The sequence below is a fragment of the Burkholderia sp. Bp9140 genome (assembly GCF_003853425.1).
In the GTDB taxonomy this organism is placed as follows: domain Bacteria; phylum Pseudomonadota; class Gammaproteobacteria; order Burkholderiales; family Burkholderiaceae; genus Burkholderia.
Window position 1 is genome coordinate 1 of sequence record NZ_QTPQ01000070.1, and the last position, 26,217, is coordinate 26,217.

Annotated in this window: 25 protein-coding genes and 2 pseudogenes; 20 read left to right on the forward strand and 7 right to left on the reverse strand. The window is 60.8% G+C overall.

The window, feature by feature from the left end:
• On the forward strand, positions 1–273 hold a 273-nt coding region (locus tag DIE21_RS35590; RefSeq protein WP_081054863.1), incomplete at its 5' end, for an AAA-associated domain-containing protein.
• A 70-nt stretch (positions 274–343) separates the two neighbouring features.
• On the opposite strand, the gene DIE21_RS35595 is transcribed toward DIE21_RS35590, so the two are convergent.
• Positions 344–838 carry a hypothetical protein gene (locus tag DIE21_RS35595; RefSeq protein WP_124502022.1) on the reverse strand — a complete coding sequence of 165 codons (495 nt, stop codon included), beginning with the start codon at positions 836–838 and terminating at the stop codon, positions 344–346.
• On the reverse strand, positions 835–1,386 hold the full coding sequence (locus tag DIE21_RS35600; protein WP_124502023.1) for a hypothetical protein: 552 nt from the start codon (positions 1,384–1,386) through the stop codon (positions 835–837). Before DIE21_RS35600 ends, DIE21_RS35595 begins: the two co-directional genes overlap by 4 nt.
• A gap of 288 nt (positions 1,387–1,674) precedes the next feature.
• Here DIE21_RS35600 and DIE21_RS35605 point away from each other — a divergent pair, with 288 nt between their 5' ends.
• The 3 genes from DIE21_RS35605 to DIE21_RS35615 all read left to right on the forward strand — a co-directional run bounded on the left by DIE21_RS35605 (position 1,675) and on the right by DIE21_RS35615 (position 4,012).
• A complete protein-coding gene (locus DIE21_RS35605) occupies positions 1,675–1,866 on the forward strand; it encodes a hypothetical protein (protein ID WP_124502024.1) in 192 nt (63 codons plus the stop codon).
• A 150-nt stretch (positions 1,867–2,016) separates the two neighbouring features.
• Positions 2,017–3,438, forward strand: coding sequence for an alpha,alpha-trehalose-phosphate synthase (UDP-forming) (gene otsA / locus DIE21_RS35610; RefSeq protein WP_124502025.1), 1,422 nt, complete (start codon positions 2,017–2,019; stop codon positions 3,436–3,438).
• On the forward strand, positions 3,431–4,012 hold the full coding sequence (locus DIE21_RS35615) for an AAA family ATPase (RefSeq protein ID WP_124502026.1): 582 nt from the start codon (positions 3,431–3,433) through the stop codon (positions 4,010–4,012). Before otsA ends, DIE21_RS35615 begins: the two co-directional genes overlap by 8 nt.
• Before the next feature lie 25 nt (positions 4,013–4,037).
• Here the strand turns inward: DIE21_RS35615 and DIE21_RS35620 are convergent, their stop codons facing one another.
• Both DIE21_RS35620 and DIE21_RS35625 read right to left on the reverse strand, forming a co-directional pair.
• Positions 4,038–5,405: an MFS transporter gene (locus DIE21_RS35620; RefSeq protein WP_124502027.1), complete on the reverse strand. Its 1,368-nt coding sequence runs from the start codon at positions 5,403–5,405 to the stop codon at positions 4,038–4,040.
• A gap of 185 nt (positions 5,406–5,590) precedes the next feature.
• Entirely contained in the window at positions 5,591–5,971 is a 381-nt protein-coding gene (locus DIE21_RS35625) for a DUF5594 family protein (RefSeq protein WP_124502028.1), read from the reverse strand.
• 117 nt (positions 5,972–6,088) lie between these two features.
• Between DIE21_RS35625 and DIE21_RS35630 the strand changes: the two genes are divergently transcribed.
• Complete coding sequence (locus tag DIE21_RS35630) at positions 6,089–6,490, forward strand: hypothetical protein (protein WP_124502029.1); 402 nt, start codon at positions 6,089–6,091, stop codon at positions 6,488–6,490.
• A 177-nt stretch (positions 6,491–6,667) separates the two neighbouring features.
• Here the strand turns inward: DIE21_RS35630 and DIE21_RS35635 are convergent, their stop codons facing one another.
• Complete coding sequence (locus tag DIE21_RS35635; RefSeq protein WP_124502030.1) at positions 6,668–7,000, reverse strand: hypothetical protein; 333 nt, start codon at positions 6,998–7,000, stop codon at positions 6,668–6,670.
• Between the two features lie 143 nt (positions 7,001–7,143).
• Between DIE21_RS35635 and eco the strand changes: the two genes are divergently transcribed.
• Positions 7,144–7,644 (forward strand): serine protease inhibitor ecotin, encoded by a 501-nt coding sequence (eco, locus tag DIE21_RS35640; RefSeq protein WP_124502031.1) that lies wholly within the window; start codon positions 7,144–7,146, stop codon positions 7,642–7,644.
• Between the two features lie 85 nt (positions 7,645–7,729).
• Here eco and DIE21_RS35645 read toward each other — a convergent pair.
• Positions 7,730–8,053, reverse strand: a pseudogene (locus tag DIE21_RS35645) (TetR/AcrR family transcriptional regulator); the annotation flags it as partial.
• Between DIE21_RS35645 and DIE21_RS35650 the strand changes: the two are divergent.
• The 12 genes and pseudogenes from DIE21_RS35650 to DIE21_RS35705 all read left to right on the forward strand — a co-directional run.
• A pseudogene (locus DIE21_RS35650) lies at positions 7,986–8,384 on the forward strand (SDR family oxidoreductase); the annotation flags it as partial. The pseudogenes DIE21_RS35645 and DIE21_RS35650 sit on opposite strands and share 68 nt — an antisense overlap.
• Before the next feature lie 524 nt (positions 8,385–8,908).
• Positions 8,909–10,027 (forward strand): right-handed parallel beta-helix repeat-containing protein, encoded by a 1,119-nt coding sequence (locus tag DIE21_RS35655; RefSeq protein ID WP_124502032.1) that lies wholly within the window; start codon positions 8,909–8,911, stop codon positions 10,025–10,027.
• Positions 10,028–10,714: 687 nt separating this feature from the next.
• Positions 10,715–11,488 (forward strand): glucose-1-phosphate cytidylyltransferase, encoded by a 774-nt coding sequence (gene rfbF, locus DIE21_RS35660; RefSeq protein WP_124502033.1) that lies wholly within the window; start codon positions 10,715–10,717, stop codon positions 11,486–11,488.
• Complete coding sequence (gene rfbG / locus DIE21_RS35665; RefSeq protein WP_260426637.1) at positions 11,470–12,555, forward strand: CDP-glucose 4,6-dehydratase; 1,086 nt, start codon at positions 11,470–11,472, stop codon at positions 12,553–12,555. Before rfbF ends, rfbG begins: the two co-directional genes overlap by 19 nt.
• A gap of 15 nt (positions 12,556–12,570) precedes the next feature.
• Positions 12,571–13,884, forward strand: coding sequence for a lipopolysaccharide biosynthesis protein RfbH (rfbH, locus tag DIE21_RS35670; RefSeq protein ID WP_124502034.1), 1,314 nt, complete (start codon positions 12,571–12,573; stop codon positions 13,882–13,884).
• Between the two features lie 12 nt (positions 13,885–13,896).
• A complete protein-coding gene (locus DIE21_RS35675; protein WP_124502035.1) occupies positions 13,897–14,952 on the forward strand; it encodes an NAD(P)-dependent oxidoreductase in 1,056 nt (351 codons plus the stop codon).
• Positions 14,949–15,755: a transketolase gene (locus DIE21_RS35680; RefSeq protein WP_124502036.1), complete on the forward strand. Its 807-nt coding sequence runs from the start codon at positions 14,949–14,951 to the stop codon at positions 15,753–15,755. The genes DIE21_RS35675 and DIE21_RS35680 overlap by 4 nt, the downstream gene beginning before the upstream one ends.
• A complete protein-coding gene (locus tag DIE21_RS35685) occupies positions 15,752–16,669 on the forward strand; it encodes a transketolase family protein (RefSeq protein ID WP_124502037.1) in 918 nt (305 codons plus the stop codon). Before DIE21_RS35680 ends, DIE21_RS35685 begins: the two co-directional genes overlap by 4 nt.
• Before the next feature lie 16 nt (positions 16,670–16,685).
• Complete coding sequence (locus DIE21_RS35690; protein ID WP_260426638.1) at positions 16,686–17,057, forward strand: GtrA family protein; 372 nt, start codon at positions 16,686–16,688, stop codon at positions 17,055–17,057.
• On the forward strand, positions 17,054–18,025 hold the full coding sequence (locus DIE21_RS35695; protein ID WP_124502039.1) for a glycosyltransferase family 2 protein: 972 nt from the start codon (positions 17,054–17,056) through the stop codon (positions 18,023–18,025). The genes DIE21_RS35690 and DIE21_RS35695 overlap by 4 nt, the downstream gene beginning before the upstream one ends.
• 33 nt (positions 18,026–18,058) lie before the next feature.
• Positions 18,059–20,362 carry a DUF7024 domain-containing protein gene (locus DIE21_RS35700; protein ID WP_124502040.1) on the forward strand — a complete coding sequence of 768 codons (2,304 nt, stop codon included), beginning with the start codon at positions 18,059–18,061 and terminating at the stop codon, positions 20,360–20,362.
• 608 nt (positions 20,363–20,970) lie between these two features.
• Positions 20,971–23,199 carry an AAA family ATPase gene (locus tag DIE21_RS35705; protein WP_124502041.1) on the forward strand — a complete coding sequence of 743 codons (2,229 nt, stop codon included), beginning with the start codon at positions 20,971–20,973 and terminating at the stop codon, positions 23,197–23,199.
• Positions 23,200–23,220: 21 nt separating this feature from the next.
• Here the strand turns inward: DIE21_RS35705 and DIE21_RS35710 are convergent, their stop codons facing one another.
• Positions 23,221–23,799: a recombinase family protein gene (locus DIE21_RS35710; protein WP_124502042.1), complete on the reverse strand. Its 579-nt coding sequence runs from the start codon at positions 23,797–23,799 to the stop codon at positions 23,221–23,223.
• Between the two features lie 320 nt (positions 23,800–24,119).
• Between DIE21_RS35710 and DIE21_RS35715 the strand changes: the two genes are divergently transcribed.
• The gene (locus DIE21_RS35715) at positions 24,120–25,031 is read left to right on the forward strand and encodes a hypothetical protein (protein ID WP_124502043.1); all 912 of its coding nucleotides are present in this window, start codon (positions 24,120–24,122) and stop codon (positions 25,029–25,031) included.
• A gap of 347 nt (positions 25,032–25,378) precedes the next feature.
• Positions 25,379–25,891 carry a DNA-binding protein gene (locus DIE21_RS35720; protein ID WP_124502045.1) on the forward strand — a complete coding sequence of 171 codons (513 nt, stop codon included), beginning with the start codon at positions 25,379–25,381 and terminating at the stop codon, positions 25,889–25,891.
• Positions 25,892–26,217 lie beyond the last annotated feature (326 nt).

Genomic DNA, 26,217 nt, shown 5'->3' on the forward strand with positions numbered 1-26,217 from the left:
TTCGCGGAGTTCGGCACGCAGGAGCGCAAGCTGATGTTCGCGGATCACCTGCTGAAGCACGTGCCGCTCGCCGCGCGGATCAAGAAGGTGCTGAACGAGCGCCCGGGCCATCGCGCGCCGCGCGTGCGCTTCGAGCAGGAGCTGGAGGATTTCCTGTCGGACGGCGCGGCCGAGGAAACGCTCGACGCGGTGATCGACTGGGGTCGTTACGGCGAGATCTTCTCGTACAACGACCAGACCGAAATCTTCAGTCTCGAGGACGTCGAGTCCTGAGCCGCCGAGCCGGGCCGTGCGGCCCGGCATCCGCATGCGCCGCGCTTGCCAGGCGCCGCGCATCGTATCGTTACTGCAGGTTGCCCCACCGATCGACGGCCGGTTCCGCCGATGCCCACTTCCAGTGCGTGCCTTGCTGGCACGCATTCGCGAAATACCAGTCGGCCTTGTCGCCGTCCTTCACCGAGAACGCGAATTCCTTGCACAGCGCAAGCGCCGTCGAGTACGCGCGCGTGACGCGCACCTCGCCTTCGCCGTTTTCCAGTGGCAGCGTGTTCTTCACCTGCCACGGTTTCACTTCGCCGACGGCCAGGCTGCCGGCCGCCTTCGCGATCGCGTCCTGCTGGTTCTGATGGAGCTGCTTCATCGTGCGGTTGACGGCTTCGTCCGTCGCCGCCTGCACGGCAATGCCGACACCGACGCCGACGGCCGGATTCGCGGTGACGAGGCCCGTCGCCGCGCCGGCGAGCGCGCCGCTCGCCGCGCCGACCGAGCCGCAGCCTGACAGCGCGGCGCTGGCCGCGCACAGCGCGCCGATCGCCGCGATACGGATCGCGACGCTCATTGCAGCGCGCCCCAGCGTTCGGTCGCCGGTTCCGCCGCCGCCCATTTCCACACGGGACCGTCGCGGCAGATCGTGGCGACGTAGAACGCCGATTGCGCGGCCTTGTCGGCCTTCGCGGGCGTGTCGACCGCGAACACGATTTCCTTGCAGTCGAGCGGACCGATGCTGATCATCCGGCTGACCGTCACGCGGCCCTGTTCGTCGTCCTCGATCGGGAACGAATGGTGCGTCGACCACGGCGCGACGCCGCCGACGTCGAGCGGGCCCGCCGCCTTCGCGATCTGTTCCTGCGTGTAGCGGTGTGCGACGCGCTGCGTGTACTGGACGCCCGCCCGCGCGCCGGCCACGGCGCCGAGGCCGATGCCCGTCGCGACGGCGGCATTGTTGGTGACCTTGGAGGCGATCGCGGCGCCCGCGATACCGGCGCCGGCGGTCGCGCCTTCGCTGTACAGCGAGTTGCAGCCGGACAGCAGTGCGGCCGTGGCGAGCGCGGCCAGCACGGTGCGCGCCGTCATGGCCCGGCGCGGCGGTTCGAAACGAATGTTCATCCCTGAGTGCAAGTCCTGTCTGGGTGAGCGGCGACGCATGCGCGCCCCCTTGCCGCGTCATTGTTTCGCAATTGTCATAGGAAAATTGCAAAGCTTTGACAAATCGCCGCGCGGCGGCTCGCGCGCATACGCGCGGCGCTATTGTCGGACAGATGGCTGGACCGGGGTCGAAACGTTACAAATTGAAGGTAATTGTTACCGTGGCGTGCGAGGAAGCGACCTAGACTGTTTAGTTATGGAATGTTTCTACGACGGCTCCGAGCCGCGCCATATATGAGACACCCAGCCATGCGCCGTTCGAAACGGTTTTCTCCCCGGCCGCCCGATGCGGGCGCCGAGCGTCCGCAGACCGACACGCCGGCCGCACCGCCTGCCGGCGCGCCCGACGCGACGCCGTCCGACGGCGATCACAACCAGGGCGGCGCACGCCCGGAAGGGCTCGACTATCAACGCGACCTCGGCCAGGAGCAGGACGCTTGATCCCGTCGCCGTTGCATTCCGCTGCCGCATTTCATTGCGCTCTTTGTCGCATCGCTCACATCTGAATCGCCGCGCGACTGCCTCCGGGCCGTCGCGTCCGCCTTGGCGCGCGCCGCGCGTCATCCAATCGAATCGAGGAGGGGAAGCCGCATGAGCAGATTGATCGTGGTATCGAACCGTGTCGCCGCCGGCGAGGACACGCGCCCGAGCGCAGGCGGTCTCGCGGTCGGCGTGATGGACGCGCTGAAGGAGACCGGCGGCGTCTGGTTCGGCTGGAACGGCGAGATCGTCGGTACGCCCGACGCCGCCCCCGCGATCCAGCGGGACGGCAACGTCACGTATGCGACGGTCGGGCTGACCCGGCGCGACTACGATCAGTACTATCGCGGCTTCTCGAACGCGACGCTGTGGCCGGTGTTTCACTATCGCGGCGATCTCGCGCGCTTCGACCGGCAGGAGTACGCGGGCTATCTGCGCGTGAACGCAATGCTCGCGAAGCAGATCGCCGCGCTGCTGCGGCCCGACGACCTGATCTGGGTGCACGACTACCACCTGCTGCCGTTTGCGCATTGCCTGCGCGAGCTCGGCGTGAAGAACCCGATCGGCTTCTTCCTGCACATTCCGTTTCCGTCGCCCGACATGCTGCGCGTCGTGCCGCCGCATGAGGAACTCGTGAAGTTCATGTGCGCATACGACATCGCGGGTTTCCAGACCGGCGCCGACAAGCAGGCGTTCACCGACTACATCGAGCGGCGCGGGATCGGCGCGGCGAGCGACGACGGGATGCTGCACGCGCACGGCCGCGTCGTGAAGGTCGCCGCCTATCCGATCGGCGTGTATCCGGACGCGATCGCCGAGGCGGCCGTCCAGTACGGCGCGCGCAAGCCGGTCAAGATGCTGCGCGACGCGCTCGACGGCCGCAAGCTCGTGATGAGCGTCGACCGGCTCGACTATTCGAAGGGGCTCGTCGAACGCTTCCAGTCGTTCGAGCGGATGCTCGCCAACGCACCGGGCTGGCAGGGGCGCGTATCGCTCGTGCAGATCGCGCCGCCGACGCGCTCCGACGTGCAGACCTACCAGCGCATTCGCGAAACGCTCGAAGGCGAGGCCGGCCGCATCAACGGCCGCTTCTCGCAGCTCGACTGGACGCCGATCCAGTACCTGAACCGCAAGTACGAGCGCAATCTGCTGATGGCGTTCTTCCGGATGTCGCAGGTCGGCTACGTGACGCCGTTGCGCGACGGGATGAATCTCGTCGCGAAGGAATACGTCGCGTCGCAGGATCCGGCCGATCCGGGCGTGCTCGTGCTGTCGGAATTCGCGGGCGCGGCGGCCGAGCTGACCGGCGCGGTGCTCGTCAATCCGTACGACCTGTCGCAGATGGCCGACGCGCTCGAGCGCGCGCTGTCGATGCCGCTCGCGGAGCGGCAGGCACGGCACGAAGAGAACCTCGCGCGGCTGCGCGAAAACAACCTGTCGGTCTGGCGCGACACGTTCGTCGCCGACCTGCGCAGCGTCGCGGCGGCCGCGTCGGTCACGCAGCGCGCGGGCCGGCGGGCCGCGCATGTCTGAGCGCGTGGAGGCGGGCGGCGCGGCGGACGACGCGTCCGCCCGCTTCTTCGTCGTCACCGGCGGCCCCGGCTCGGGCAAGAGCACGTTGCTCGATGCACTCGAGCGCAGCGGCTTCGCGCGCTCGCACGAGGCCGGCCGCGGCGTGATCCGCGACCAGATGGCGATCGACGGCCCGGCGCTGCCGTGGCGCGACCGGGCCGCGTTCGCCGAGCTGATGCTGAACTGGGAGATGCGTTCGTACCATCTCGCGCGCTGCGCGCGCGGGCCCGTGTTCTTCGATCGCGGCGTGCCGGACGTGATCGGCTACCTGCGGCTCACGGGCCTCGCGGTGCCCGCGCATGCGGAGGCCGCGGCGCGGCGCTTCCGCTATCACCGGCGCGTGTTCATCGCGCCGCCGTGGCCCGAGATCTACGCGCAGGACACCGAACGGCGGCAGGATTTCGCGGAGGCCGTGCGCACTTACGACGCGATGGTCGATTGCTATACGGCGTACGGCTATCGGCTGATCGAACTGCCGCGCGTGAGCGTGAAGGCGCGCGTGCGCTTCGTGATGGACGCGCTCGACGCCGCATGACGTGCGGACGCGGCGCGCGGCGGCGTCAGGTCGCCGCGTCGGGCCGCGGCGACGCGATGCGCAGCATGCTGACCACCGCGGCGACCGCGGCGAACCCCGTGGCGACATAGAGTGCGATCGTCGGACCGCGGTCGGGCGCGAGCCCGAAAATCAGTGCGACGAGCGCGGCGCCGAGCGTCTGGCCCGTCAGGCGCGCCGTGCTCAGCATCCCGCCCGCGCCGCCGCTGCGCTCGTGCGGCGCCGACGACAGCATCGCGCGGTTGTTCGGCGACTGGAACAGCCCGAAGCCCGCGCCGCACAGCGCCATCCGCCACACGATGTCGACGGTGCCCGGGTGCGCGCCGATCGTCGCGAGCGACAGCAGCCCGGCCGCGAACAGCGCGAGCCCGATTCCGCCGAGGATGCCGGCCGAGTAGCGGTCCGACAGCACGCCCGCGAGCGGCGCGGCGATCACGATCACGAGCGGCCAGGGCGTCATGTAGAGGCCGGTCTCGACCTGCGAGAAGCCGAGTGAATTCTGCAGCCAGAACGGTAGCGCGACGAACGCGAGCATCTGCGACGTGAACGACGCGACCGACGTGCAGATCGACAGCGCGAACATCGGGATGCGCATCAGGTCGACCGGCAGCAGCGGCGCCGGCTGCGACAGCTGCCGCTTCACGAAGAAGTAGCCGACGCCGAGCGCGATGGCCAGTTCGACCGCGACGTACGCGCGGCTTTCGCCGTGACCGAGCCCGTCGACGGCCATGATCAGCAGGCCGAACACGCAGGCGTTCATCAGCGCGCTCGGGAAGTCGTACGGCGCGTCGTGCAGCGGGTTGGCCGGCAGCGCACGGAGGCTGCCGAACACCGCGGCGATGCCGATCGGCACGTTGACCGCGAACAGCCAGGGCCACGACGCGAACGACAGGATCGCCGACGCGACCGTCGGGCCGATCGCCGACGACAGCGCGACCACCATCGCGTTGATCGACAGTCCGCGCCCGAGCATCGACGACGGGTAGATCATCCGCACGAGCGCCGCGTTGACGCTCATGATGCCGGCCGCGCCGAACCCCTGGATCACGCGCATCACGGCAAGCGTCGGCAGCGAGCCGGCGAGCGCGCAGCCGAGCGACGACGCGGTGAAGAGCGCCAGGCCGGCGATGTAGACGCGGCGATAGCCGACGCGCTCGCCGAGCGACGCGAGCGGCAGCAGCGTGATCGTGACCGCGAGCTGGTAAGCGTTGACGATCCAGATCGATGCGGCGTCGGACGCGTGGAGGTCGCGCGCGATCGTCGGCAGCGCGACGTTCGCGATGGCGCCGTCGAGCACGGCGAGCGTGATGCCCAGTGCGACGCAGACGATCGCCCAGTAGCGTTGCGGAAGCGGCAGGCCGGAGTCGGCGTTCATGACGGGAGCGAAAGCGTGGTTGTGCGCACGCCCGGGTGCCGGTTGCGTGCGCAACCATGCTTGCGGGTGGAGGCGGCGGTGAATGGCCCGGCCGGCCTGGCGGCGCAGGAGCGGGACCGGTCGAGTGTATCACCGGGCCGCATCGCGCGACGCCGGCGCCGCCGGCCGCCGGCCGGCGCGTGCATTCAGCCTTCGAAGTCGAGGCCGCCGAGCCGCACGAGCGGGTCGGCCTGCGTGCGCGACGCGAGATCGATGTCCCGCGCGCCCTGCCATGCGCTCAGCTTCCTCGGCAGCGCGCTCAGGTAGTGCTCGAACCGCGCGGGCCCGTCGGGCTCCATCAGCCGTTCGATCTCGTCGGTGTCCCAGGTCAGCTCGAGGTTCAGCGGATGCACGAAGCCGCTCACGTGCTCGTGCGGCGCGCTGCGGATCTGCACGCACGTCGGTTGCCCGTGCCCGCCGTACGGGACGACGTCGGTCAGCACGTGATCGGCGAAGAAGGCGGCGATCGCCTGCGCAATGCGCGGCGCGAATTCGGTATCGAAACGGCGGGCGGTTTCGGGCTGCATGAAGGCGTCTCCTGTGTGCCGAAAATCGTAGCACGGCAGTGCCGCGTTCCGGTGTGCGTGATACGCGTAATGGCGCGTTACCACTTGCTGCATCTATTACGGCCGCGGGCAGCCACAATGCATCGCATCCAGTACCACTTCGCGTGGGAGTCCATCATGAAAAAGATTGCCGCAGTATGTGTCCTCGCCGGTTCGCTCGCCGTGGCGGGCCCGGCGTCCGCGCATGGCCGCGACGGGGGCGCCGTCATCGGCGCGCTGATCGGCGGCGCGGTGCTCGGCGCGATCGTGACGTCCGCGATGAGTCCGCCCGTCGCGTACCAGGCGCCCGTGTATCAGGCGCCGGCCTACCAGCAGCCGACGTACTACCAGGCACCGGCCTACCAGCAGCCGGCTTATCCGACCTACCAGCAGGCGCAGTACCAGGACGACGGCCCGAACTATTGCTACGACCGCTATCAGCGCGCGTACGTGTGCGGCGCGCCCGTGTCGGGCGGCTATGCGCAGCCGGCCGGCTGGTAAGCGGGCGGGGACTGGGCCCGGCGCCCATTGAATCGCCGGTGCGCCGGACGACAAAAGCAAAGGCCCTCGCGTGATGCGAGGGCCTTTGTCATGTCGGGGGCGCCGCTATTTGCGCGCCAAACGGTGGTTGAGCGAGGCCGCGTGCGGATACAAACGGTTGCAATTGGATCCGCGGGATCAGTGGCGATGGCCGCCGTTGCCGCGCCCGCCGTCTCCGCCTTCGTTCCAGTCGCCGCGGCGTCCGCCGCCGCGTCCCCAGCCGCCATGATCGCCGCGATCGCGATCCCAGCGGCGGTAGTCGCGGTGTCCGCGATCCCAGTCGCGCCCGCCGCCGCCACCCCAGATATTGACCGTGCCGTAGACGGGGGCCGCCCCGTAGGCCGGCCCGTACGCGTAGCCGGGCTCGGAATAGTAGGGCTGGCCGTAACCGTACCCGTACCCGGCGTCCGGGCCGACGACGCAGCCGGCCAGCAGCGTGGCGACGCCGGCGGCAGCAATGAGCTTCAGCATGATGTTCTCCGTTGATTCCGCTATAAGTACCGCGTGCGGGGATTCCCGGCTGTTTGCAATTGTGTCGACAAATTACAGCGTCGTAAGGTCTCGCGGCGAAAGTGTTAGCATCCCGGGCCTATTTGTCTATCAGGAGCACATCGATGAAATTCGCGATCCGGGCCGTCCTGGCCGCCTTTTGCGTGACGACCGCCGCCGCCTGCGCGGCCGGGCCCGCATCGGCGCCCGCCGTGCCGGCCGAATCGATCAAGATGTTCCCGCAGCCGGCGGCCGGCCAGCAGCGCGCGGTGATCGCGCTGCCCGCGCTCGAGAACGAAGGCGATGCGCGTGTCGAGTTGATGATCGGCAAGACGCTGCAGACCGACTGCAACCAGCAATGGTTCGGCGGCGAGCTGAGCGCCGAGGACGTGAAGGGCTGGGGCTATACGTACTATCGGCTGACCGACGTGAAGGGGCCGGCATCGACGCTGATGGCCTGCCCGGGGCAGGCGCCGCAGCGGCGGTTCGTGCAGGTGCGTGGTGACGGCCAGCTGCTGCGCTACAACAGCCGCCTGCCGCTTGTCGTGTACGTGCCGGACGGTTTCGACGTGCGCTACCGCGTGTGGCATGCGTCGAAGGACGTACAGCACGCCGTGACGCAGTAAAGCACCGACCGGCGCGGTCATGCGGGGGCGCCTGCCGTCGCACGGCCGCGCGTGCGTTTCGCGGGTTTCTTTCCGGGGCCCGCCGTTATCCGCCGCTCGCGCCCGCGAGCGCCGGCCACGCGGCCAGCGCGGCTTGCGCGACCGCTTCCAGATCGCGACGGCTCGCGCCGTTGCACGCTTGAATCGACATCCCCTGTTGCACCGTCACGTAGTCGCGCGCGATCGCGTCGAGGTTCGCGTGCGTGGAGAGCGCGCCCGTTGCAACGCCCTCGCCGAGCCGTGCGCGTAACGCGGCGACCGTCTGCTCGCGCATGGCGATCAGCGTTTGCCGGACCGTGTCCGATCTGCGCGCGGTGATCGTCGCGTCGCAGGTGGCCGCGCGGCATCTCGGGGAGGGCGGGCGCATCGTGTCGGCCGGCAGCTGTCTCGCGACGCGCGTGCCCGATGCGGGGATGAGCCTCTACGCGGCGAGCAAGGCCGTGCTGATCGGCTGGACGCAGGGGCTCGCGCGCGATCTGGGCGCGCGCGGCATTACGGTCAATCTCGTGCATCCGGGGTCGACCGACACCGACATGAATCCGGCCGACGGCGAGCATACCGGTGCGCAGCGTTCGCGGATGGCCATTCCGCGGTATGGCAAGGCAGAGGACGTCGCGGCGCTCGTCGCGTTCGTCGTCGGGCCGGAAGGGCGGTCGATTAATGGTATCGGGTTGACAATCGATGGCGGTGCGAATGCATAAGCGTAGAACTGCGATGTAATTCGCTTGTGTGCTGCCGGCAGCCGAGGCACCGATGCCGCGCGCGCCGGAATCCGATCCCGAGGTCTGCGTATTGAAGAAGGTTCGGGCTTCTACGCAATACCGGATGCGTGTCAGCCGCGATGAATGACAGAGGATAACGAACGGATTGATGCGCGTCACGACAATCGCCGCACGGAATTCATTTACAAAGTGGCCTGGCGTACCTACGATGACGCCAACTTGGGATAGCGGAACATCGTATGCGTACAGTCGATCGGGCGATGCTTGCCGCGCTCTGCCTTTGTCTTGCCGCATGTGGCGGCGGCGACGACAACGCGGCACCGGCATCGCAAACCGTTGCGGGCACATCGACATCGTCCGTCGCACCTGCCGGTGCCGCATCCGGCGCATCGGCTTCATCAGCGAATTCCGGCAGCCCGGCGCCGGCCGCCGGGGCGACCGGTGCCGCGTCCGGCTCGACGCTTCCGCCTTCCACCGGCACCAAACCGGTTCTCGTCGCCGATGTGACGGTCTCTCCGGCCGCCGACGGCAGCGACCAGGCCGACGCGTTGCAGAAAGCATTCGACAGCCTGAAGGCCGGCCAGCGCCTCGTCATCGCGCCCGGGCGCTACGTCGTCGGGCATTCGCTGGCCGTGACGGTGCCGCAGGCGGTGATTTCCGGATACGGCGCGACGCTCGCCGCCACGAATCCGGCCGACCAGACGATCGTGATGAGCGGCGCGGGTTCGACGCTCGTCGGCGTGACGCTCGCCGGCACTGGCGCGACGCGGCTCACGACACCCGAGTCGACCAAGGTCGAGGTGACGGGCACGGACGTTCAGGTGCTCGGCGTGACGATCCAGGGCGGCGCGAGCGCCGGGATCTTCGTGTTCGGCGGCAGCGGTATCGCGATCGTGGGCAATACCGTGCGCGCGACGCTGGCCGACGGCATCCATACCACCTACGGGTCGACCAACGTGCTGGTGCAGAACAACACGGTGACGGGCACCGGTGACGACCTGATCGCCGTGGTCAGTTATCTCGGCGACGGTCGGCTCAGCAGCAACATGCTGATCGACCACAATTCAGTGTCGGGCAACCCATGGGGGCGCGGTATTGCCGTTGTCGGAGGGCAGGCGGTGACGATCTCGAACAATACGGTCGACGGAATCGAGAAGGCGGCGGGCATTCTGGTCGCGCAGGAAGACAGCTGGAAGACTTACGGGACATCGAACGTCGTTGTCACCGGCAATACCGTGACCAACATCCAGAACTCGAACGTGAACAATGGGCTGCAGCCGACGCAGCAGGGGGCAATCGAGCTCGATACGTGGACGGGGACGGTGTCGCTTGTCGCGGTGACGGGCAATCGCATGACGGGCTCGGGGTATGCGGGATTCAGGGCGTACGGGAATGTCTGTTCGTTCAGTGCGACCGGGAATACGTTCTCGGCGATTGCGGGTACGCCAGTGTCGCTGTTGATGAATGGTTGTGCGGCGAATCAGATCGTTGTCGATGCGAACGCGCTGGCGGACGGCAGTGCGTTGGCCCGGCCTGCGGGGGCGTCGGCGACGGGGACGTTTATCGTGACGGGGGCGGATGCGAGCTTGATGCCGCCGGTCAGGACGGGGTTGATGCAATGAGCGGTGACTATTGCGCGGCGGCGCATGCGGGTCGTCGAAGGTATGACGATAAGCCCCGCAGATCAGAGCCGGTGGCGTATTCCGGGCGGCGAATTTTCGGGAAAAGTCTGGTTCCCGTCAGAATTCATGCATCAGGAATGGAACGGGTGCGAGTCGAATGGCGTGGATGGAAATGGCGTCAGACCACGAAATCGGTAGTCGCCCGCGCCTGATTGGGGTTGCGACTACTTTCGTTCCGAGCGGGAATCTGTTGTAATTTCGAGTTCAGATACATGTTGTCGCGTGGGATTTCGATCCATCGACGAGATGCGTCGGTTCGGAAAGGTGCGTTCGTGTCCTCGAGATGTTCTGCCATCCTGCCGCCGCCCTTGATTGCATCTGAAGCAACCGATGTTCCACCAGCGGCGCGACAATCCTGACATCTGAAAGCCGTATCCTTTGCGTTTTCGTACAATCCTTGCACTCCGACGTGTCCGGCAAGGTTGCCAACCAGGGCATCCGGCGAGGATATTTGGGTCGTCAAACGAAGTGAAACAGCTCCTCCAAATTGTCCCGTCGCGACATCGACACGCGAGTCGCGACGACTATCCGGCTCGTCACGTTAGTTGAGCACGCGATCCGCTGTTGTCACCCCTCCGGGCAGGGCAGCTAGCCCGCTCGACGTTCAACGTTCAACACAGGATTCTGATGAAAGCAGTCATTCTTGCGGGTGGGCTGGGAACGCGCATTTCGGAGGATACGGTCAACCGCCCGAAGCCGATGATCGAAATTGGCGGCAAACCGATCCTCTGGCACATCATGAAGATTTATTCCGCTTACGGTGTGAATGACTTCGTGATCTGCTGCGGGTACAAGGGCTACATGATCAAGGAGTATTTCGCGAATTACTTCCTGCATACGTCCGATGTCACGTTTGACATGCGGACCAATGAAATGCAGGTGCATCAGCAATATTCGGAGCCCTGGAAAGTCACGCTGGTTGATACCGGCGAATCGACCATGACGGGGGGGCGTCTTCGTCGCGTGAAGAATTTCGTCAAGGACGAGGCAGCGTTCTGTTTCACGTACGGTGATGGCCTGAGTGACGTCAATATCACCCAACTCATCGAGTATCACCAGAAGAGCAACACGCTCGCCACGCTCGTGGCCGCGTTTCCGCCTGGCCGCTTTGGCGCGCTGGATATTCACGGCAACAAGGTCACGTCGTTCAAGGAAAAGCCCAAGGGTGACGGCGGCATGATCAATGGCGGTTTTTTCGTACTGTCGCCGAAAGTGATCGATCTGATCTCCGGCGATGCATGCGTCTGGGAGGAGGCGCCGCTCGAGCAACTCGCCGAGCAGGGCAACCTCGCCGCCTACGAGCACGAAGGATTCTGGCAGCCGATGGATACGTTGAGGGACAAATTGCTCCTCGAAAAACTTTGGCAGACCAATGAGGCGCCATGGAAGGTGTGGTCATGATCGCCTCGTCGTTCTGGTCCGGAAAACGTGTCTTTCTGACAGGTCATACGGGCTTCAAGGGGAGCTGGTTGACGCTGTGGCTCCGTTCGCTCGGAGCAGAGGTCACGGGTTATGCGCTCGCGCCTGACACGACGCCAAACCTGTTTTCCCTCGCACGAGTGGAGGAGGGCATCGAGTCCGTCATTGGCGATATTCGCGATCGCGGACAGTTGCTCGACGCGCTGCGCCGTGCCGAGGCGGAGGTCGTGATCCACATGGCGGCACAATCGCTCGTTCGTACGTCGTATTCGAGCCCGGTTGAAACGTATGAAGCCAACGTAATGGGCACCGTGCATGTACTGGACGCAATCCGTCAAGTACGCAGTGTCCGATCGGTTGTGATCGTTACGACCGACAAATGCTACGAAAACCGCGAATGGGAATGGGGCTACCGCGAGAACGAGGCGATGGGCGGCTACGACCCGTATAGCAGCAGCAAAGGATGCGCCGAACTCGTAACCGCCGCGTATCGCAATTCGTTCTTCAACGAAGCCGCCTACGATACACATCGCGTGGCAATTGCGAGTGCACGTGCCGGTAATGTGATCGGCGGAGGCGACTGGGCATCGGACCGCCTCATTCCGGACATCGTCAAGGCGATCAGCGCCGGCGAAATCGTCAACATCCGCAACCCTCATGCGATTCGCCCCTGGCAGCACGTGCTGGAGCCGCTTGGCGGCTATCTGCTGCTTGCCGAGAAACTCTACGTCGAAGGGGCATGTTACGCCGGCGCGTGGAATTTTGGGCCTAACGATATCGATGCACAACCGGTGCAAGCGATTGTCGAGCGCCTGACTTCCCGGTGGGGCGACAACGCACGCTGGCAGTTGGATGGCGGCGATCATCCGCACGAGGCTACCTACCTCAAGCTCGACTGCTCAAAAGCACGTGCCCGGCTTGGATGGCATCCCCGTTGGAATCTCGATTTCACCCTGGACAAGATCGTCGATTGGTACAGGGCGGCGCACCAGCACGAAGACGTAAGAGCACTGACGCTCGCCCAGATTGCCGACTACACCCGGTCATAGCTATTTATCGCCGCAATGAACAAAGATCAAATCCGCATGCAGATCATCGAGCTCGTCAAACAATATGGCGAACTCGCGACTCGACGCCCTGCCTTCGAGCCTGGCCAGACAGCCGTGCCGCCGTCGGGCAAGGTAATTGGCGCACGAGAAATGGAATTCATGGTCGAGGCATCCCTCGACGGCTGGTTGACCACGGGACGATTCAACGAAGCCTTCGAAAAAAGGCTCGCGGCGTATCTTGGCGTCGATTACCTGATCACCGTGAATTCCGGTTCGTCGGCGAATCTGGTGGCATTCTCGACGTTGACATCGCCGAAACTGGGTGATCGTGCCATTCGTCAGGGCGACGAAGTAATCGGTGTCGCAGCGGGTTTTCCGACTACGGTCAACCCGATTCTTCAATTCGGTGCGGTTCCGGTATTCGTTGACGTCGAACTGGGTACATACAACATCGACGCGACGAAGATCGAGGCGGCCATCTCGCCCAAGACCAAGGCGATCATGCTCGCCCATACGCTTGGCAACCCGTACAACCTCGAAGCGATCACCGCGCTGTGCCGGAAGTACAACCTGTGGCTGATCGAGGACTGCTGCGACGCACTCGGTGCAACTTACAATGGCCAACTGGTCGGCACCTTCGGCGATATCGGCACGCTCAGTTTCTACCCGGCCCATCACATCACGATGGGCGAGGGCGGTGCAGTGTTCACCAACAACCCCGAATTGAAACTCATCGCCGAATCGTTCCGTGACTGGGGGCGCGACTGCTATTGCGCGCCCGGCAAGGACAACACGTGCGGCAAGCGCTTTTGCTGGAAGCTCGGCACGCTCCCGGAAGGCTACGACCACAAGTACACCTATTCCCATCTCGGCTATAACCTGAAGATCACGGACATGCAGGCGGCATGCGCACTCGCGCAAATGGACCGTCTGGATGGATTCGTCCAGGCGCGCCGCGAGAACTTTGGCTATCTGCACGAGCGTTTGCAGACTTGCACGGAACATCTGATCCTGCCGCATGCGACACCGAACGCTGATCCGTCGTGGTTCGGCTTCCCAATCACGCTCAGGCCCGAGGCAGAGTTCTCGCGCCTCGACTTGCTGACTTACCTCGACCAGAACAAGATCGGCACCCGCCTGCTGTTTGCCGGCAACCTCACGCGTCAGCCTTATATGATTGGCCAGGAATATCGCGTGAGCGGCGATTTGACGAATACCGACATCGTGATGAACCAGACGTTCTGGGTTGGTGTTTACCCGGGGCTGAGCCACGAAATGCTTGATTTCATCGTCGAGAAAATCGAGACGTTCGTCGGCGTCAATTTCTAGGTGGTGACGTCAATGCGCAAGCCGTACCCACGAGAAGATCTCGAACTGGTCGTTCAGCATACGGCGGATGTCTGGTCGGCTTTCCGTGGAGCGCGATTATTCATCACGGGTGGCACGGGTTTCATCGGATCCTGGTTGCTGGAAGCGGTACAGCACGCCAATCGGGTACTCGGTAGCGGGATCGAGGTTGTCGTACTGAGTCGTAACCCCGAGAAAGCGCGCGCGTTTGCACCGCATCTTTATGCAGCCCCCGGCCTGGCATTGTACGAAGGCGACGTCATCGATTTCGAAACGACGACAGGCCCAATGGGGGCGATCGACCTTTGCATCCATGCAGCGACCGACGTCGCGGATATCACAAAGGCTGGCGATGGCTTGCGGGTGTTCGATGCGAATGTGACCGGTACGCGTCGGGTGCTGGATTTCGCCCGCTCGAATGGTGCGACACGCTTTTTGTTGACGTCGAGTGGCGCGATTTATGGGCATCAGCCCTCGACGCTGGAACGGACGCCTGAGAGCTATTGCGGCGCGCCTGACACGCTCGATACAAAAGCAGCGTACGGGCAAGGGAAGAGGTCGGCTGAATGGCTCGCGTCGACGTACGGCGAGCAGCACGACATCAATGTTTCCATTGCGCGAATCTATGCGCTCGTCGGCCCAGGTATCCCGGCAGACGGTCCATTTGCAGCCGGCAACTTTATTCGCGATGCGCTGGCGGGGCAGCGCATTGTCATCAAGGGCGATGGGCGGCCTCTACGCAGCTATCTGTACATCGCCGATGCCTGCATCTGGCTTCTGCGCATGCTGCACGGCGGCGTGACGGGGCGCGCCTATAACGTGGGCTCCGAACGCGCCGTGTCGATTCTCGAACTTGCGCGCATGGTGGAGACGCTATGCGGCGCACGCGAGGCCACCGTGCCCGACATGGCACCTGCGTCTGGTCCGGCGCCACGCTATATTCCTTCGACCGCGCTAGCGCGTCATTCGCTTGGTGTGGAGGAGTACACGCCTTTGGAGTTGGCTCTTACCAAGACGATCAACTGGAACCGAAACACGGTCACTGCATGAAGACATTCGAATCGTCCCGGATTCGCAAGACCATTCTCGATATGGCGTTCGCCGGATCGACCGTCCATATCGGTTGCGCATTTTCCATCGTTGAACTGCTGGCTGTGCTTTACCGCAAACACCTGCGCTACGAGCAAAGCGATCCGCGTTCTCCCGGGCGCGACTATATGGTGCTGAGCAAAGGCCACGGTGTGATGGCTCAGTACGCTTGTCTGAATGAAATCGGCTGGCTCTCCGATGATGAAATCACCCGCTATTTTGGCAATGGCACGCGTCTCAAGGGACTCGCCGATGCGCACGTGCCCGGCATCGAAACGACGGCCGGGTCACTCGGACATGGTCTTTCCGTCGGCGTCGGTCTTGCGTTGGCTGCGAAGCGAAACGGCACCGATCAGAAGTGCTATGCGCTCGTTGGAGATGGTGAACTGAATGAAGGCCCGATCTGGGAAGCGGCGCTCTTTGCGGCCCAGTTCAAACTCGACAACCTGATCGTCATCGTCGACGTGAATGGATTCCAGGCCATGGGCACGACAGACGAAGTGATCGGACTCGGCGACATCCAGGCGAAGTTCGAGGCATTTGGCTTCGATGCCATCTCTGTCGACGGTCACGACGAAACCGCAATCGATCGAGCGTATCAGACCCTGAAGACCCGAAAGGACGGGCGCCCGAAAGCGATGGTGGCTCGCACGGTCAAAGGCAAGGGTGTCTCGTTCATGGAGCACGAAAATATCTGGCATTACACGCGGCTCACGGCGCAAACGTATGACATCGCGATTGCCGAGCTTGGAGAGAAGCAATGAGGGATGCGTTTTCTGATGCGATCGTCGGCGCGGCGCGACAAGATCCCAAGATTCTTCTGCTGACAGGTGATCACGGCTATGCGCTCTTCGATGCATTTCGCAAGGCATGTCCCGATCAATACATCAATTGCGGTATTGCAGAGCAGAACATGGTGGGGGTGGCCGCGGGTCTGGCCAAGGCCGGATTCAAACCCATCGTCTACGGACTCGCCGCATTCGTGCCTATTCGCGTTCTCGAGCAGATCAAGATCGATGTCTGCTATGAAGATCTGCCGGTGACGTTCATCGGCGATGGCGCTGGAGTCGTCTACGCCCAACTGGGTACGAGCCATCAAAGTACGGAAGACATCGCTGCGCTTCGCGCGATCCCGCAACTGTCGATATATTCTCCTGCTGACCGGTTCGAACTGACTGCCTGCATGCGGGACATCTCGGACAGACAGGCGCCTGCCTATCTGCGGATGGGCAAGGCGGATCTTGGCGATGTGCATGCTGCACCGCTCAACTCGTGGCGCAATGGCGATGCCGTTCCGTTGACGAACGAAGCGCACCCAAGCCTTTTCATTGCGACAGGTTCGGGCGTGAAGCTGGCTCAGAAGGTCGCTGCTGCTACCGGTGGCGCGGACATCGTTTCCGTGCCCTGCATCAAACCCTTTCCTGTCGATTCGATTCGTAAACTTGCAGCGGGCCGGCAAGCGATCGTGACGTTTGAAGAGCATTCGATTTACGGTGGACTGGGCGGCGCTGTCGCGGAAACACTGATGGGCAGTTTTGTCGGGACGTTCGTGCGTGTAGGTATTCAAGACAGGTTCAGTACGTTATGTGGAAACTATCCCTATCTGATGGAAAGCCATGGCCTTTCCCCGGATGCCGTCAAAGAGCAGATAAAAAAGGCACTCGATGCAAGTGTCTAATTCCGACCGTGAGCCTTTGACAAAGACGCTTGTCCAGCTATTGCGTTTTCTGGTTGTCGGTGGGCTGAACACACTGGTTGGCTACTCGTTATTTGCGGTCCTGACTTACGCGGGTCTCGCTTATCCCGCCGCTATCGGGCTCGCCACCGTTGGCGGTGTGCTCTTCAACTTCCAGAGCGTCGGACGGCTCGTATTCGACGGTGCGCCGCGGTCGTCATTCTGGCGATTCGTCGGCGTCTACTGTGTGATTTACCTGTTGAATCTCGGCGGAGTGCGGTTGCTGCTCGGCCTTGACGCAAACATCTACATTGCGAATGCTCTGACGCTGCTTCCGCTGAGCGTCATTGCGTTTATCCTGAACCGCCGCTTTGTCTTCAACCTGCCATGAAGCATATAACCGTTGTCACGCCTTGTTTCAATGAAGAGGAAAACGTCCGGGCTGTCTACGAAGAGACTCGTCGCGTGTTCTCGACGATTCCGGAGGTGACCTATGACCATCTCTTCATCGACAACGCGTCGACGGATTCGACGGTCAGCATCCTGCGAACGATCGCCGCGGACGATCCGGCGGTCGGCGTAATCGTTAATGCACGGAACTTTGGGCACATCCGATCGCCGATGCATGGTCTTTTGCAAGCAAAGGGCGATGCCGTCATTCTGCTGGTCGCCGACCTGCAGGACCCGCCCGACCTGATGCGCGAGTTCGTGAAGAACTGGCTGGCTGGCGCGCCCGTCGTGGTCGGCGTAAAGCCCGAGTCAAAAGAATCGGCGCTCTTCTTCGCGCTGCGCAGAATGTACTATCGCCTGGTCACGCAGATCGCCAACGTCACGCTGATCCAGAACTTTACGGGGTTCGGGCTTTACGACCGCAAGGTCATCGAGATCCTGCGACAGATCGATGATCCGTACCCTTACTTCCGCGGACTCGTGTGCGAGATCGGGTTCGAGATCAAACAGATTCCATACGTCCAGCCGCGCCGCAGACGGGGCATATCGAAGAACAACTTCTACACGCTCTACGATATCGCAATGCTGGGTATTACCTCGCATTCGAAGGTACCGTTGCGGCTCGCCACAATCGCCGGGTTCTTCCTTTCCGGCCTGAGCCTTTTCGTCTCGTTCATGTATTTCGTCCTGAAGCTTGTGTTCTGGAGCAGTTTCTCGATGGGCAGCGCTCCGATGCTGATCGGTCTGTTTTTCTTTGCATCGGTACAGTTGTTCTTTATTGGCCTGCTTGGCGAGTATGTCGGCGCGATTCTTACCTATGCGCAAAAGAGACCGTTGGTGGTCGAGCGCGAGCGGATCAATTCGGGCGGGACCGCTATCGAGGCACAAGTGGCCTCGCGGCCGAATTGAGCGACAGTCCAGATAACCTGCTGAGTCAGCGGCATGAACGATCGACCTTCCGACAGAATCTCCCACGTGCAATCGTCTGAAAAGCGATTGGTTTCCGAGTGGGCATTTTCAGGCGCGCTGATGCTGGTTTCCCTGGTCGCCGCCTGGCAGCTATCGGGTGCGGCCTATCTCGGCCTTCATCTGCCGCTCATCTATGGAAGCGATGGCATTTTCACTCTCTCGTTGATACAGCTTGCGGTGAGGAGTCACTGGTTCCTCAGCACTGAACTATTGGGCGCGCCGTTCGGCGCTAGTCTGTATGACTATCCGATTCCAGACTCGGGCAGTATGCTCGTGCTCAAGGCTCTTGGCCGGACTTTCGGCAATCCCGCGACCGCGCTCGACATCTACTATTTGATTGGATTTCCGCTCAATGCGATCGCGGCGTACTGGGTGCTGCGGAAGTTTCAGATATCGAAGGTGCTGAGTTTCGCGGGGGGATTCATCTTTACGCTGCTCCCGTTCCACTTCCTTCGACTTCATCATCTCTTCTATACCTGGTACTTTGCCGCACCGATGTTCGTGTGGTTCGCCAAGCGGATCTGGGATGGCGAACTGCCTTTCAGCCTGCAGCGACGTGCCGCGAAGAGAACGCTGTTCGACGCGTTGATCCTTCTCGCGCTTTCATGCTTCGGCGTGTATTACGCGTTCTTTGGCGTGCTTTGCCTGCTGACAGCCGGCCTCGTACGATGGGTTCAGCAGAAAGCGATCAAGGCGATCTTGCCTGCCTTCGTGGCCGTGGCGATCGTATCGTTCGGCATCGTGGCCAATGTCAGTCCGAACCTGATCTACCGGATGCAGCACGGCGTCAATCAGGAAGCAGCGCAGCGCTCGCCCAGCGAAGCGGAGCTATACGGTCTCAAGATCGACCAGCTTCTGCTGCCGCGGCCGGATCATCGCTTCAAGCCGTTCGCGAGGCTCACGGCGAACTACTCGACAACCTTTCCGCTCGTCAACGAAAATGCCTTCGCGTCGCTTGGCATCATCGGCAGCGTTGGCTTGCTAAGCCTCGTGATTTTTGTGGTCGCGCCGACGCGGCGGCGCGTTCCTGAAGGGCACCTGCAAGTCCTTGCAAGTCTTACGATCGTGCTGGTGTTGTTCTGCACGATCGGTGGATTTTCCGGCATATTCAGTCTGCTCGTCAGTCCGATGATTCGGGCCTGGAATCGCGTCAGTGTATTTATCGCCTTTACGTCGATTGCCGCGGTGCTGCTATTGATCCAGCGATATCTGATCGCTGGTGAACGTGCTTCTCTCCGGGGCGCGGCGCTCTGTTTGGCGTTGTGCACATTTACGCTCTGGGATCAGACAACGACGCCTTCTCTGACTCGCCTTGAAAAAAACAAGGCTGAATTCAATAGTGATGCGAGTTTCGTGCATGCGATCGAACAACGGGTTCCGGCCGGAAGCGCGATCTATCAATTGCCGTATGTCGAGTTTCCCGAAGGACCGATGCTCAACCGTCTCGAGCCCTATGACCTGGCACGACCCTTTCTGCATACCAGCGCACTCAGATGGAGCTTCGGCGGCATGAAGGGGCGCGATGGCGATCTGTTCTTTCGCAACCTCGCGCTCGAGTCCGTCGCGCGGCAGATAGAAGTGATCAAGCGGATCGGCTTCAACGGTATCTATATCGACCGGCGCGGTTATGCCGACAACGGCGCTGCCCTCGAGGCCGAACTTACCCGGACCCTCGGTATGGCGCCGATTGTCAGCCGGACCGGCGATCAGGTTTTTTTTGCTCTTGCAAGGCAGTCGGCCGAAAGGAGCAACGTGGATCTGTCCGGAATGACCGCGCATCAGATCATGGAACGGGCCGGCTATGTGGTCGACAAATTGGGGCCGAGGAACAACAACACACTCAGTGAAGGCTTCGACCTCGCCCAAACAAGTCTTCCGATGTTCCTGGAGAATGTTCGAGGTCTATCGGCGCGAGAAGGCTGGGGGCGTTGGTCGGATGCCAATGTGTTCCCGGATGTGGAACTGAGCTTCGTTCAGTCGCTTCCGGCACGCTTCACGCTGCATATCCGCATGCAGGGATACGGTCCGAACATTGGGCAATCTTCGAGCGTCATGGTTGGTCAGCAGACCCGGACCGTGATTCCGGGTGCAGAGATGCGCGAGTTCGCGTTGCGCTTTGACAATCCGGCTGCTGCGCGCACGATCCGGATCCGACCGGCATTGCCACGTTCTCCGCAGCAAAGCGGTGCGGGTAATGATGGCCGACTGCTTGGAGTCGGCATACAGAAACTCTGGATAACGATCGGGGAGGACAAGGCGCTCGAAAGCGAATCCTGACAATACCCCGCAAGGGCGTGATGCCGGGAACTGGGGGGCCAGATCGGCTTGAGCTTGGAGTTTCTTGTGAATCTTGGGGATGGTTTGGGGCTTGGCTGGTCCCCGACAGAATTCATATCGCTCGGCTGCAAAAGGCCTCTCGGCGAAGCTTATCTATAGATACCAACAGAAATACCAACAAGCAACCGAGCATAGGCCGAATGGGTGCTAAACACGACCTCGTCTGCCGCCGGAAGAAAAAAACTTGGAGAGTTGGAGATAAGTACGTTTTTTCGTTTGTCAGCCTTGTCTGGTAAGGCTTCGACTATCTCCAAGTCTATCTCCAGAACACACATTTTCTTGGAGACAAAGTTGGAGATACGCTGCCGGTGCGGCTGGCGGGGCACCGTTTTTCCGTGAACTGACCGCCGTCTGGAACTCTCCGCGCAAAAAATCTCCCCGCGCCACCGCCGCCCGCGCGTTGGAAATGGTGTGGTGGGACGAGTATCGTTGCGGCCGTCGAATTTCTGATTGGAGTCGCTGGCGACCCGTACGTTACTTTGGCCAGCTATCGTCGGCATAGGGAGTTGCGGCATACTTCCTTGACTGCGGGGCACCACGGGGGCGCGATGATCCGTACTATTTCGATTCAAGCTTATAAGAGCTTCGATCCCGACAGAGCAACGGTTGTGGACGTGCATGACGGCACCGACCAACCTGTTCTCTTTTTTGGGCTTAACGGCGCGGGTAAGTCATCGATAGGGGAAGTGATTGACGGAATATCCCGACGCGATCCCCGATTTGATCGATGCGGTTTGGCCACAACGAACGGTGGCCCGTTTCGCTACATGGTTTACAACCAAGCATTTGTAGACCGTGTAATCGGCGAGCCGCGCGGTATGCCCGGCATTTTCACTTTGGGCGAAGTCGACACCGAGGTCCAGCGGGAAATGGACGAGGCTGAGGTGCGCCTTCAAGGCCTCGCGGAGCAAGAGACTTCACTCGGGACTGCGATCGAGAAGACGAATCTTCTGATATCGAGAAACTTCGAAACCTCAAAGGAGCGCGTGTGGGAGGCGCATACGAGCCATGTCACCGATGCGCTGAGCAAAGAGTGGTTGCGCGGATATCACAAAGACAAAGTTGCTTTTTTCGATAAGTTGAAGTCCGTCCAACTAGAGGAAGGCGAGGCTATCGATACGTTGGAACAGCTGAAGCTCCGCTGGAAAGATACCGAGAGCACCGAGGATGCGAAAGGCGTAATCTCTCTTGGCGTTTTGTGGGCGGAAGCAATCGAAACTGACCCAGTTTGGCGCGAACGGATCATTGGATCAGACGACAGCCGGCTCGCTCCGTTCATTGAGAGGTTGGGGAATGCGGACTGGGTTGGAACGGGGCGAGCGTACGCACATGGCGACGACTGCCCGTTTTGCCAACAGAAACTGCCAGACGACTTCAAGACTGAACTGGCCAAACTCCTCGATGGTGATCGCCAGGACAGGATCAACCATATCGAGGGCTTGGTGAAGCAGTACGAGGCAAATCTCGACACACTGAAGGCGACCGCCGAGCTTGCTCAGAAGGAGACGTTCGCCGTCGACGACGCTACCTTTCGCCCGAGTTGGGAGGCCTTGGCGGCACGTCTAGATGCCAACTTACTTGTTATGAAAAGTAAGCTTGCGAAGCCCGGCGATCCCGTCGACGTGATTTCGAGCAAGAGCTTGTCCGATGACATGGACACTGCGACCAAACGAGTGAACGAGCGTATTACACAATTCAATGCTCGTGTATCGGATCGAAAGGCGGAGCGAGGACGTATCCAATCTGCCTTCTGGAAGCTCTTGCGCCATGACCGTGACGAGGTTTTCATCGCATACGAGCACCATAAGAAGCCTTTGGACGAAGCGCTCGTGCTAGATCAAAACCAGTTGAAGGACGTTCGACGTAGCGCGGGCGAAGTTCGGGGCCGGCTGTCAGAACTGCGCAAAAGGCGGACAGGGGTGGATGCAGCCGTGGATTCGATCAACGACCGCCTGAAGGCTATCGGCGTCGACTCATTCTCCATCGGCAAGAAACAGGGTGAAGACAGCCTCTATTGTTTGTTGAGGTCGGAGCAGCAAGAGGGGGATTGGGAGTCGCTAAGCGAAGGCGAGAAAACGATCATTTCGTTTCTCTACTACGTAGTCTTGCTGAGCGGATCGGAGACCGAGAATCTGGAATTTCCTCTGGAACGCACAGTCGCAGTCATCGACGATCCGATTTCTAGTTTGTCGTACAACTTCGTGTTCGACATAGCCAGCATTATTCATCATGATCTGATCAAGCCGCCCGCCGATGCGCCCAAAGTACGTCAAGTCATCGTGCTGACGCACAACCTGTTTTTCCTGCACGAGTTGCTTAAGCTTAACCGGCGAAAAGCAACGCTCAAGCGCGTTATCAAGCGGGAGTTCTCATCGGTCGAGCCGATGGACGCGGACGATCTGCAGAACGACTACGACGCGCTTTGGCAAGTAATGCGGGATGCAAAGGAGGGTAAGGTGCCAAGAATGGTGATCCCCAACACCATGCGCTGCATTCTTGAGCACTTTTTTTGGTTTACGCAGCGTCAGGACGATTTCGCAAAGGCGCTGGCAGCCATCAGCGATAGAGACAAGAATTTCAAGCCGTTGGAGCGGTTCTTGAACCGTGGATCACACAAGGACGGCATCAATGTCGCGGTGATGGACTATGGACAATTCGATCCTGTCTACTACCTCGCTAAGTTCGAGGAGGTCTTCAAGGAAACGCACTTCGCGGACCACTACGCAAAATGGATGCACATTCAGAATGCTGCGGGGGAGAAGGCACCCGCCGGGTAAGCGGTGCCGTTGATGGCGTGCTCAACCAGCGGACGCGCGTATGCGCATGATGGTCTGGCGACTCGTGCCGTACTCTCTCGCAAGACTGGCAATGCTTGCTCCGGCGCTGAGCTGCTGGCGCACCTTGTCCTGCTGTTGCTCAGTCAACGCAGACGGACGGCCCATGGTTTTTCCTTCTGCCTTTGCTCGTGCGATCCCGGCTTGTGTTCGCTCGATCAATAAGTCACGCTCAAATTCGGCAACGGCGTTCAATACCTGCATTGTCATCCGGCCGGCTGCGCTGGTCAGATCAACGCCACCGAGCGCGAGGCAGTGAATCCGAATTCCGCGATCTGCCAGAGCCTCAACGGTTGCTCGCACATCCATCGCGTTCCGGCCGAGCCGGTCGAGTTTCGTTACGATTAGCACGTCGCCTTCTTCAAGTCTACGGAGCAAGTCGGCAAAGCCGGGCCGCTGCTCCGCGCTGACGCTACCGGAGATGCCTTCCATTACGACACGACGCTTATCGACATGGAAGCCGGCCGCCTCGATCTCGCGAAGTTGGTTCGCTGCTGTCTGGTCGGTCGTGCTGACGCGGGCGTATGCGAAGGTCCGGGACATAGGGTGCTCTAATCTGTTCGAAATGGGTGTCCGAATCATAACCTATGTACGAAATACGGAAAAGCTTATTTTCGGACATTCATTAACACCCATGTCCGTAAGGGAACGGTTTCGGACATGCGCTGCTACGACTCAACGCTGTTCAATACGAGCAGAGTCATGGTCGCGTGCCCCATGTTGATCCACTAAGGTCGTGTGATCGTGTAAAGACTTAGTTGTATATATTTATCGAAAATTTCCTCAGGCTTGGCTTGTTTCCTACTTGACGATGCGCACTGGCGGGGGCATGTTATATGTTCCAAAGAAATCGGGGGAATATAATGCAGTCAGGTGAAAATAAGGGCGATGTATTGAAAATGATAAGAGGGGCAAAATTCAGTCTGCAAGCCGTTGTGATAATCTTGCTTATCGAGTTTTTCGTTCTACATTTTCTGTATTCTGCGATATATGATTTTTCTGATGTGAAAAATGTTGTTTCGGAGGTTGAGTTTGGTGCGACTTTGATATCAATTGTTCTGGCAATAGTGGCGATTTTGTACACTTTTTGGCAGGGAATTTCTCAGGGCGACTTTAATGCAGCTCTAATGGGGCAGCTTGGGCGATTGGAGACGATTGGATCTAATCTCTCAACAAATAATGAGAGGCTTCACGAGAACGTAATATATTCGAAAAATATCTCAGATGACCTGACGCGAATTAGTTCTGCCGTGTTCAGTGTAAAGGATGAGGTTTCAAATCTTGGCGGAAAACTGCAGGCCTTTGTTGCGCCTGCAAACGCAAGCGGTGCGTCGAGTGTGCTAGCCGTCGCTGAAGATAAAAGGTCGGACGCTATCCTGCGCCCACAATCCGAGAGATTGGCAGATTTGGCGTTTCTCTTTGGGTCGCCAATTGGGAGGAAAGCTATTGTGTATGCGTTTTATCGGAATAATATAAATATGGCGAAACCATTTGGCGTCTGCAGGGACTTCACAAAACTTGAAGAGCCGGGGAAGGAAGATGATAACGCAACTAGTTATTTGTATGGGGGAGCGCTGCTCACTGTGTTGGCGGCATTGCGTGTGGCTGGGATAATTTCCACTAAGAAAGATCTCGTGCCAGATGATAAGGTGAAGATTGTCGAGGTTGCGCCGGAGTGGCGGGTTGTGGTTGATGGCTATCTGAGTAACCAGAAGAAGGACGCGAGTTTGGAGAAATTTATCAAATCAGTGGATGATGCGAATAAATTGCAGTAAAAAATATTGGTAATGGCTGGTTGCGTAGTGGTCCAAGACTACATTTGCTCAATGCGTTGACGGTCGTGAGACAATGCGGATTGTCGAGCCTAGGGCGGCCACCTGAAAACCGGATACCTTCACCGGCTGGCTCGGCATTCTTCGTGAAGGCCGCACAGAAGGGTGCGCTATTGCTACGTATAAAGACGCCTAGTCCCGCTCTCAAGCACAAACCACGCGCCGGTTTTCGCTCGCGGCGATCGAGGCAATGTGTCAGAAGAAGCATTCTCTCTTTCGCCGCCATAGATGCAAAACACCGAGCGTCTCAGCCTTTTGCTGCGGAGGACGGTGAAAGCCCATTCGGGCGGATGCAAGACATCATTCCACGCGATGTGCCGGTTGGCGAGGCGATGGCCTTACTGGCCGGCCTGCTCGTCAAGTGCATTGACGAGGATGATCTGCGCACGGCGCAAGAGCTGATGAAGCATGAGTTGTTTAATAGCCGTACGTTGGAAGGAGTGGTGCTATACGCGCGCCGTGAAACGGAATCCACACTGCTTGAACGAATTAATGCGTTGCATGATCAGCTTGCCGAGCACGCCGAAGAGCGCGACATGTCGCAGGCGCATTTGGTGCAGCTACAAGCTGAACAACGAGAACGGCAAGAGCAGGCCATGCGCGAGAGGCAAAAGGCCATCAAGCCGGCTCAGGCTGCGCGGCTTGCTGGTGCAAAGAATACAAAGATCGTCGAAGAATTTAATAGGCGTCGGCGTAGTGGTGAGGACTTTCAGGGGCGCAATGTTTGCTCAGATATTGCGGCTCGCTTCGGCGTCACGGCTGATCACGTGCGCAAGCTGAAACGGGCTTGGCTTGCGACGTGAATTGATAAAACGCGATTGACGCAGCGATAGTCTTGTTTTGCATGGTGCTAAACGCGATTGTCGATACGTCAGTCGCGTTTGGTGCTTCAAGCTCCCGGTTGTGCCGATGGTGGCACAGCTATGCTCAGGGAGCACAAATGTCTGCAAGTAATACATTCGCGTCACAGGCCCCGGTCGGACTGCCGCTTGACGGCTTTTCGCGTTGGAGTGACCTGCGTCCCTTTGTTCCGTTGTCCCGTGAGACCGTTCGTAAGCGGCTAGCCAACCCGTCTTGAGTTTGACCGAGGCGCTTGGGAGTATCGTGTCCACCTAACGAATAAGCGGAC

Bases quoted from the DNA above. Each gene is read 5' to 3' on its own strand.
- DIE21_RS35715 (WP_124502043.1), top strand. From the start codon at position 24,120: ATGCAGTCAGGTGAAAATAAGGGCGATGTATTGAAAATGATAAGAGGG.
- DIE21_RS35620 (WP_124502027.1), bottom strand. From the start codon at position 5,405: ATGAACGCCGACTCCGGCCTGCCGCTTCCGCAACGCTACTGGGCGATC.
- DIE21_RS35605 (WP_124502024.1), top strand. From the start codon at position 1,675: ATGCGCCGTTCGAAACGGTTTTCTCCCCGGCCGCCCGATGCGGGCGCC.
- DIE21_RS35695 (WP_124502039.1), top strand. From the start codon at position 17,054: ATGAAGCATATAACCGTTGTCACGCCTTGTTTCAATGAAGAGGAAAAC.
- DIE21_RS35595 (WP_124502022.1), bottom strand. From the start codon at position 838: ATGAGCGTCGCGATCCGTATCGCGGCGATCGGCGCGCTGTGCGCGGCC.
- DIE21_RS35615 (WP_124502026.1), top strand. From the start codon at position 3,431: ATGTCTGAGCGCGTGGAGGCGGGCGGCGCGGCGGACGACGCGTCCGCC.
- eco (WP_124502031.1), top strand. From the start codon at position 7,144: ATGAAATTCGCGATCCGGGCCGTCCTGGCCGCCTTTTGCGTGACGACC.
- otsA (WP_124502025.1), top strand. From the start codon at position 2,017: ATGAGCAGATTGATCGTGGTATCGAACCGTGTCGCCGCCGGCGAGGAC.
- DIE21_RS35600 (WP_124502023.1), bottom strand. From the start codon at position 1,386: ATGAACATTCGTTTCGAACCGCCGCGCCGGGCCATGACGGCGCGCACC.
- DIE21_RS35720 (WP_124502045.1), top strand. From the start codon at position 25,379: ATGCAAGACATCATTCCACGCGATGTGCCGGTTGGCGAGGCGATGGCC.
- DIE21_RS35705 (WP_124502041.1), top strand. From the start codon at position 20,971: ATGATCCGTACTATTTCGATTCAAGCTTATAAGAGCTTCGATCCCGAC.
- rfbF (WP_124502033.1), top strand. From the start codon at position 10,715: ATGAAAGCAGTCATTCTTGCGGGTGGGCTGGGAACGCGCATTTCGGAG.
- DIE21_RS35675 (WP_124502035.1), top strand. From the start codon at position 13,897: ATGCGCAAGCCGTACCCACGAGAAGATCTCGAACTGGTCGTTCAGCAT.
- DIE21_RS35680 (WP_124502036.1), top strand. From the start codon at position 14,949: ATGAAGACATTCGAATCGTCCCGGATTCGCAAGACCATTCTCGATATG.
- DIE21_RS35625 (WP_124502028.1), bottom strand. From the start codon at position 5,971: ATGCAGCCCGAAACCGCCCGCCGTTTCGATACCGAATTCGCGCCGCGC.
- DIE21_RS35630 (WP_124502029.1), top strand. From the start codon at position 6,089: ATGCATCGCATCCAGTACCACTTCGCGTGGGAGTCCATCATGAAAAAG.
- DIE21_RS35710 (WP_124502042.1), bottom strand. From the start codon at position 23,799: ATGTCCCGGACCTTCGCATACGCCCGCGTCAGCACGACCGACCAGACA.
- rfbH (WP_124502034.1), top strand. From the start codon at position 12,571: ATGAACAAAGATCAAATCCGCATGCAGATCATCGAGCTCGTCAAACAA.
- DIE21_RS35635 (WP_124502030.1), bottom strand. From the start codon at position 7,000: ATGCTGAAGCTCATTGCTGCCGCCGGCGTCGCCACGCTGCTGGCCGGC.
- DIE21_RS35700 (WP_124502040.1), top strand. From the start codon at position 18,059: ATGAACGATCGACCTTCCGACAGAATCTCCCACGTGCAATCGTCTGAA.
- rfbG (WP_260426637.1), top strand. From the start codon at position 11,470: ATGGAAGGTGTGGTCATGATCGCCTCGTCGTTCTGGTCCGGAAAACGT.
- DIE21_RS35685 (WP_124502037.1), top strand. From the start codon at position 15,752: ATGAGGGATGCGTTTTCTGATGCGATCGTCGGCGCGGCGCGACAAGAT.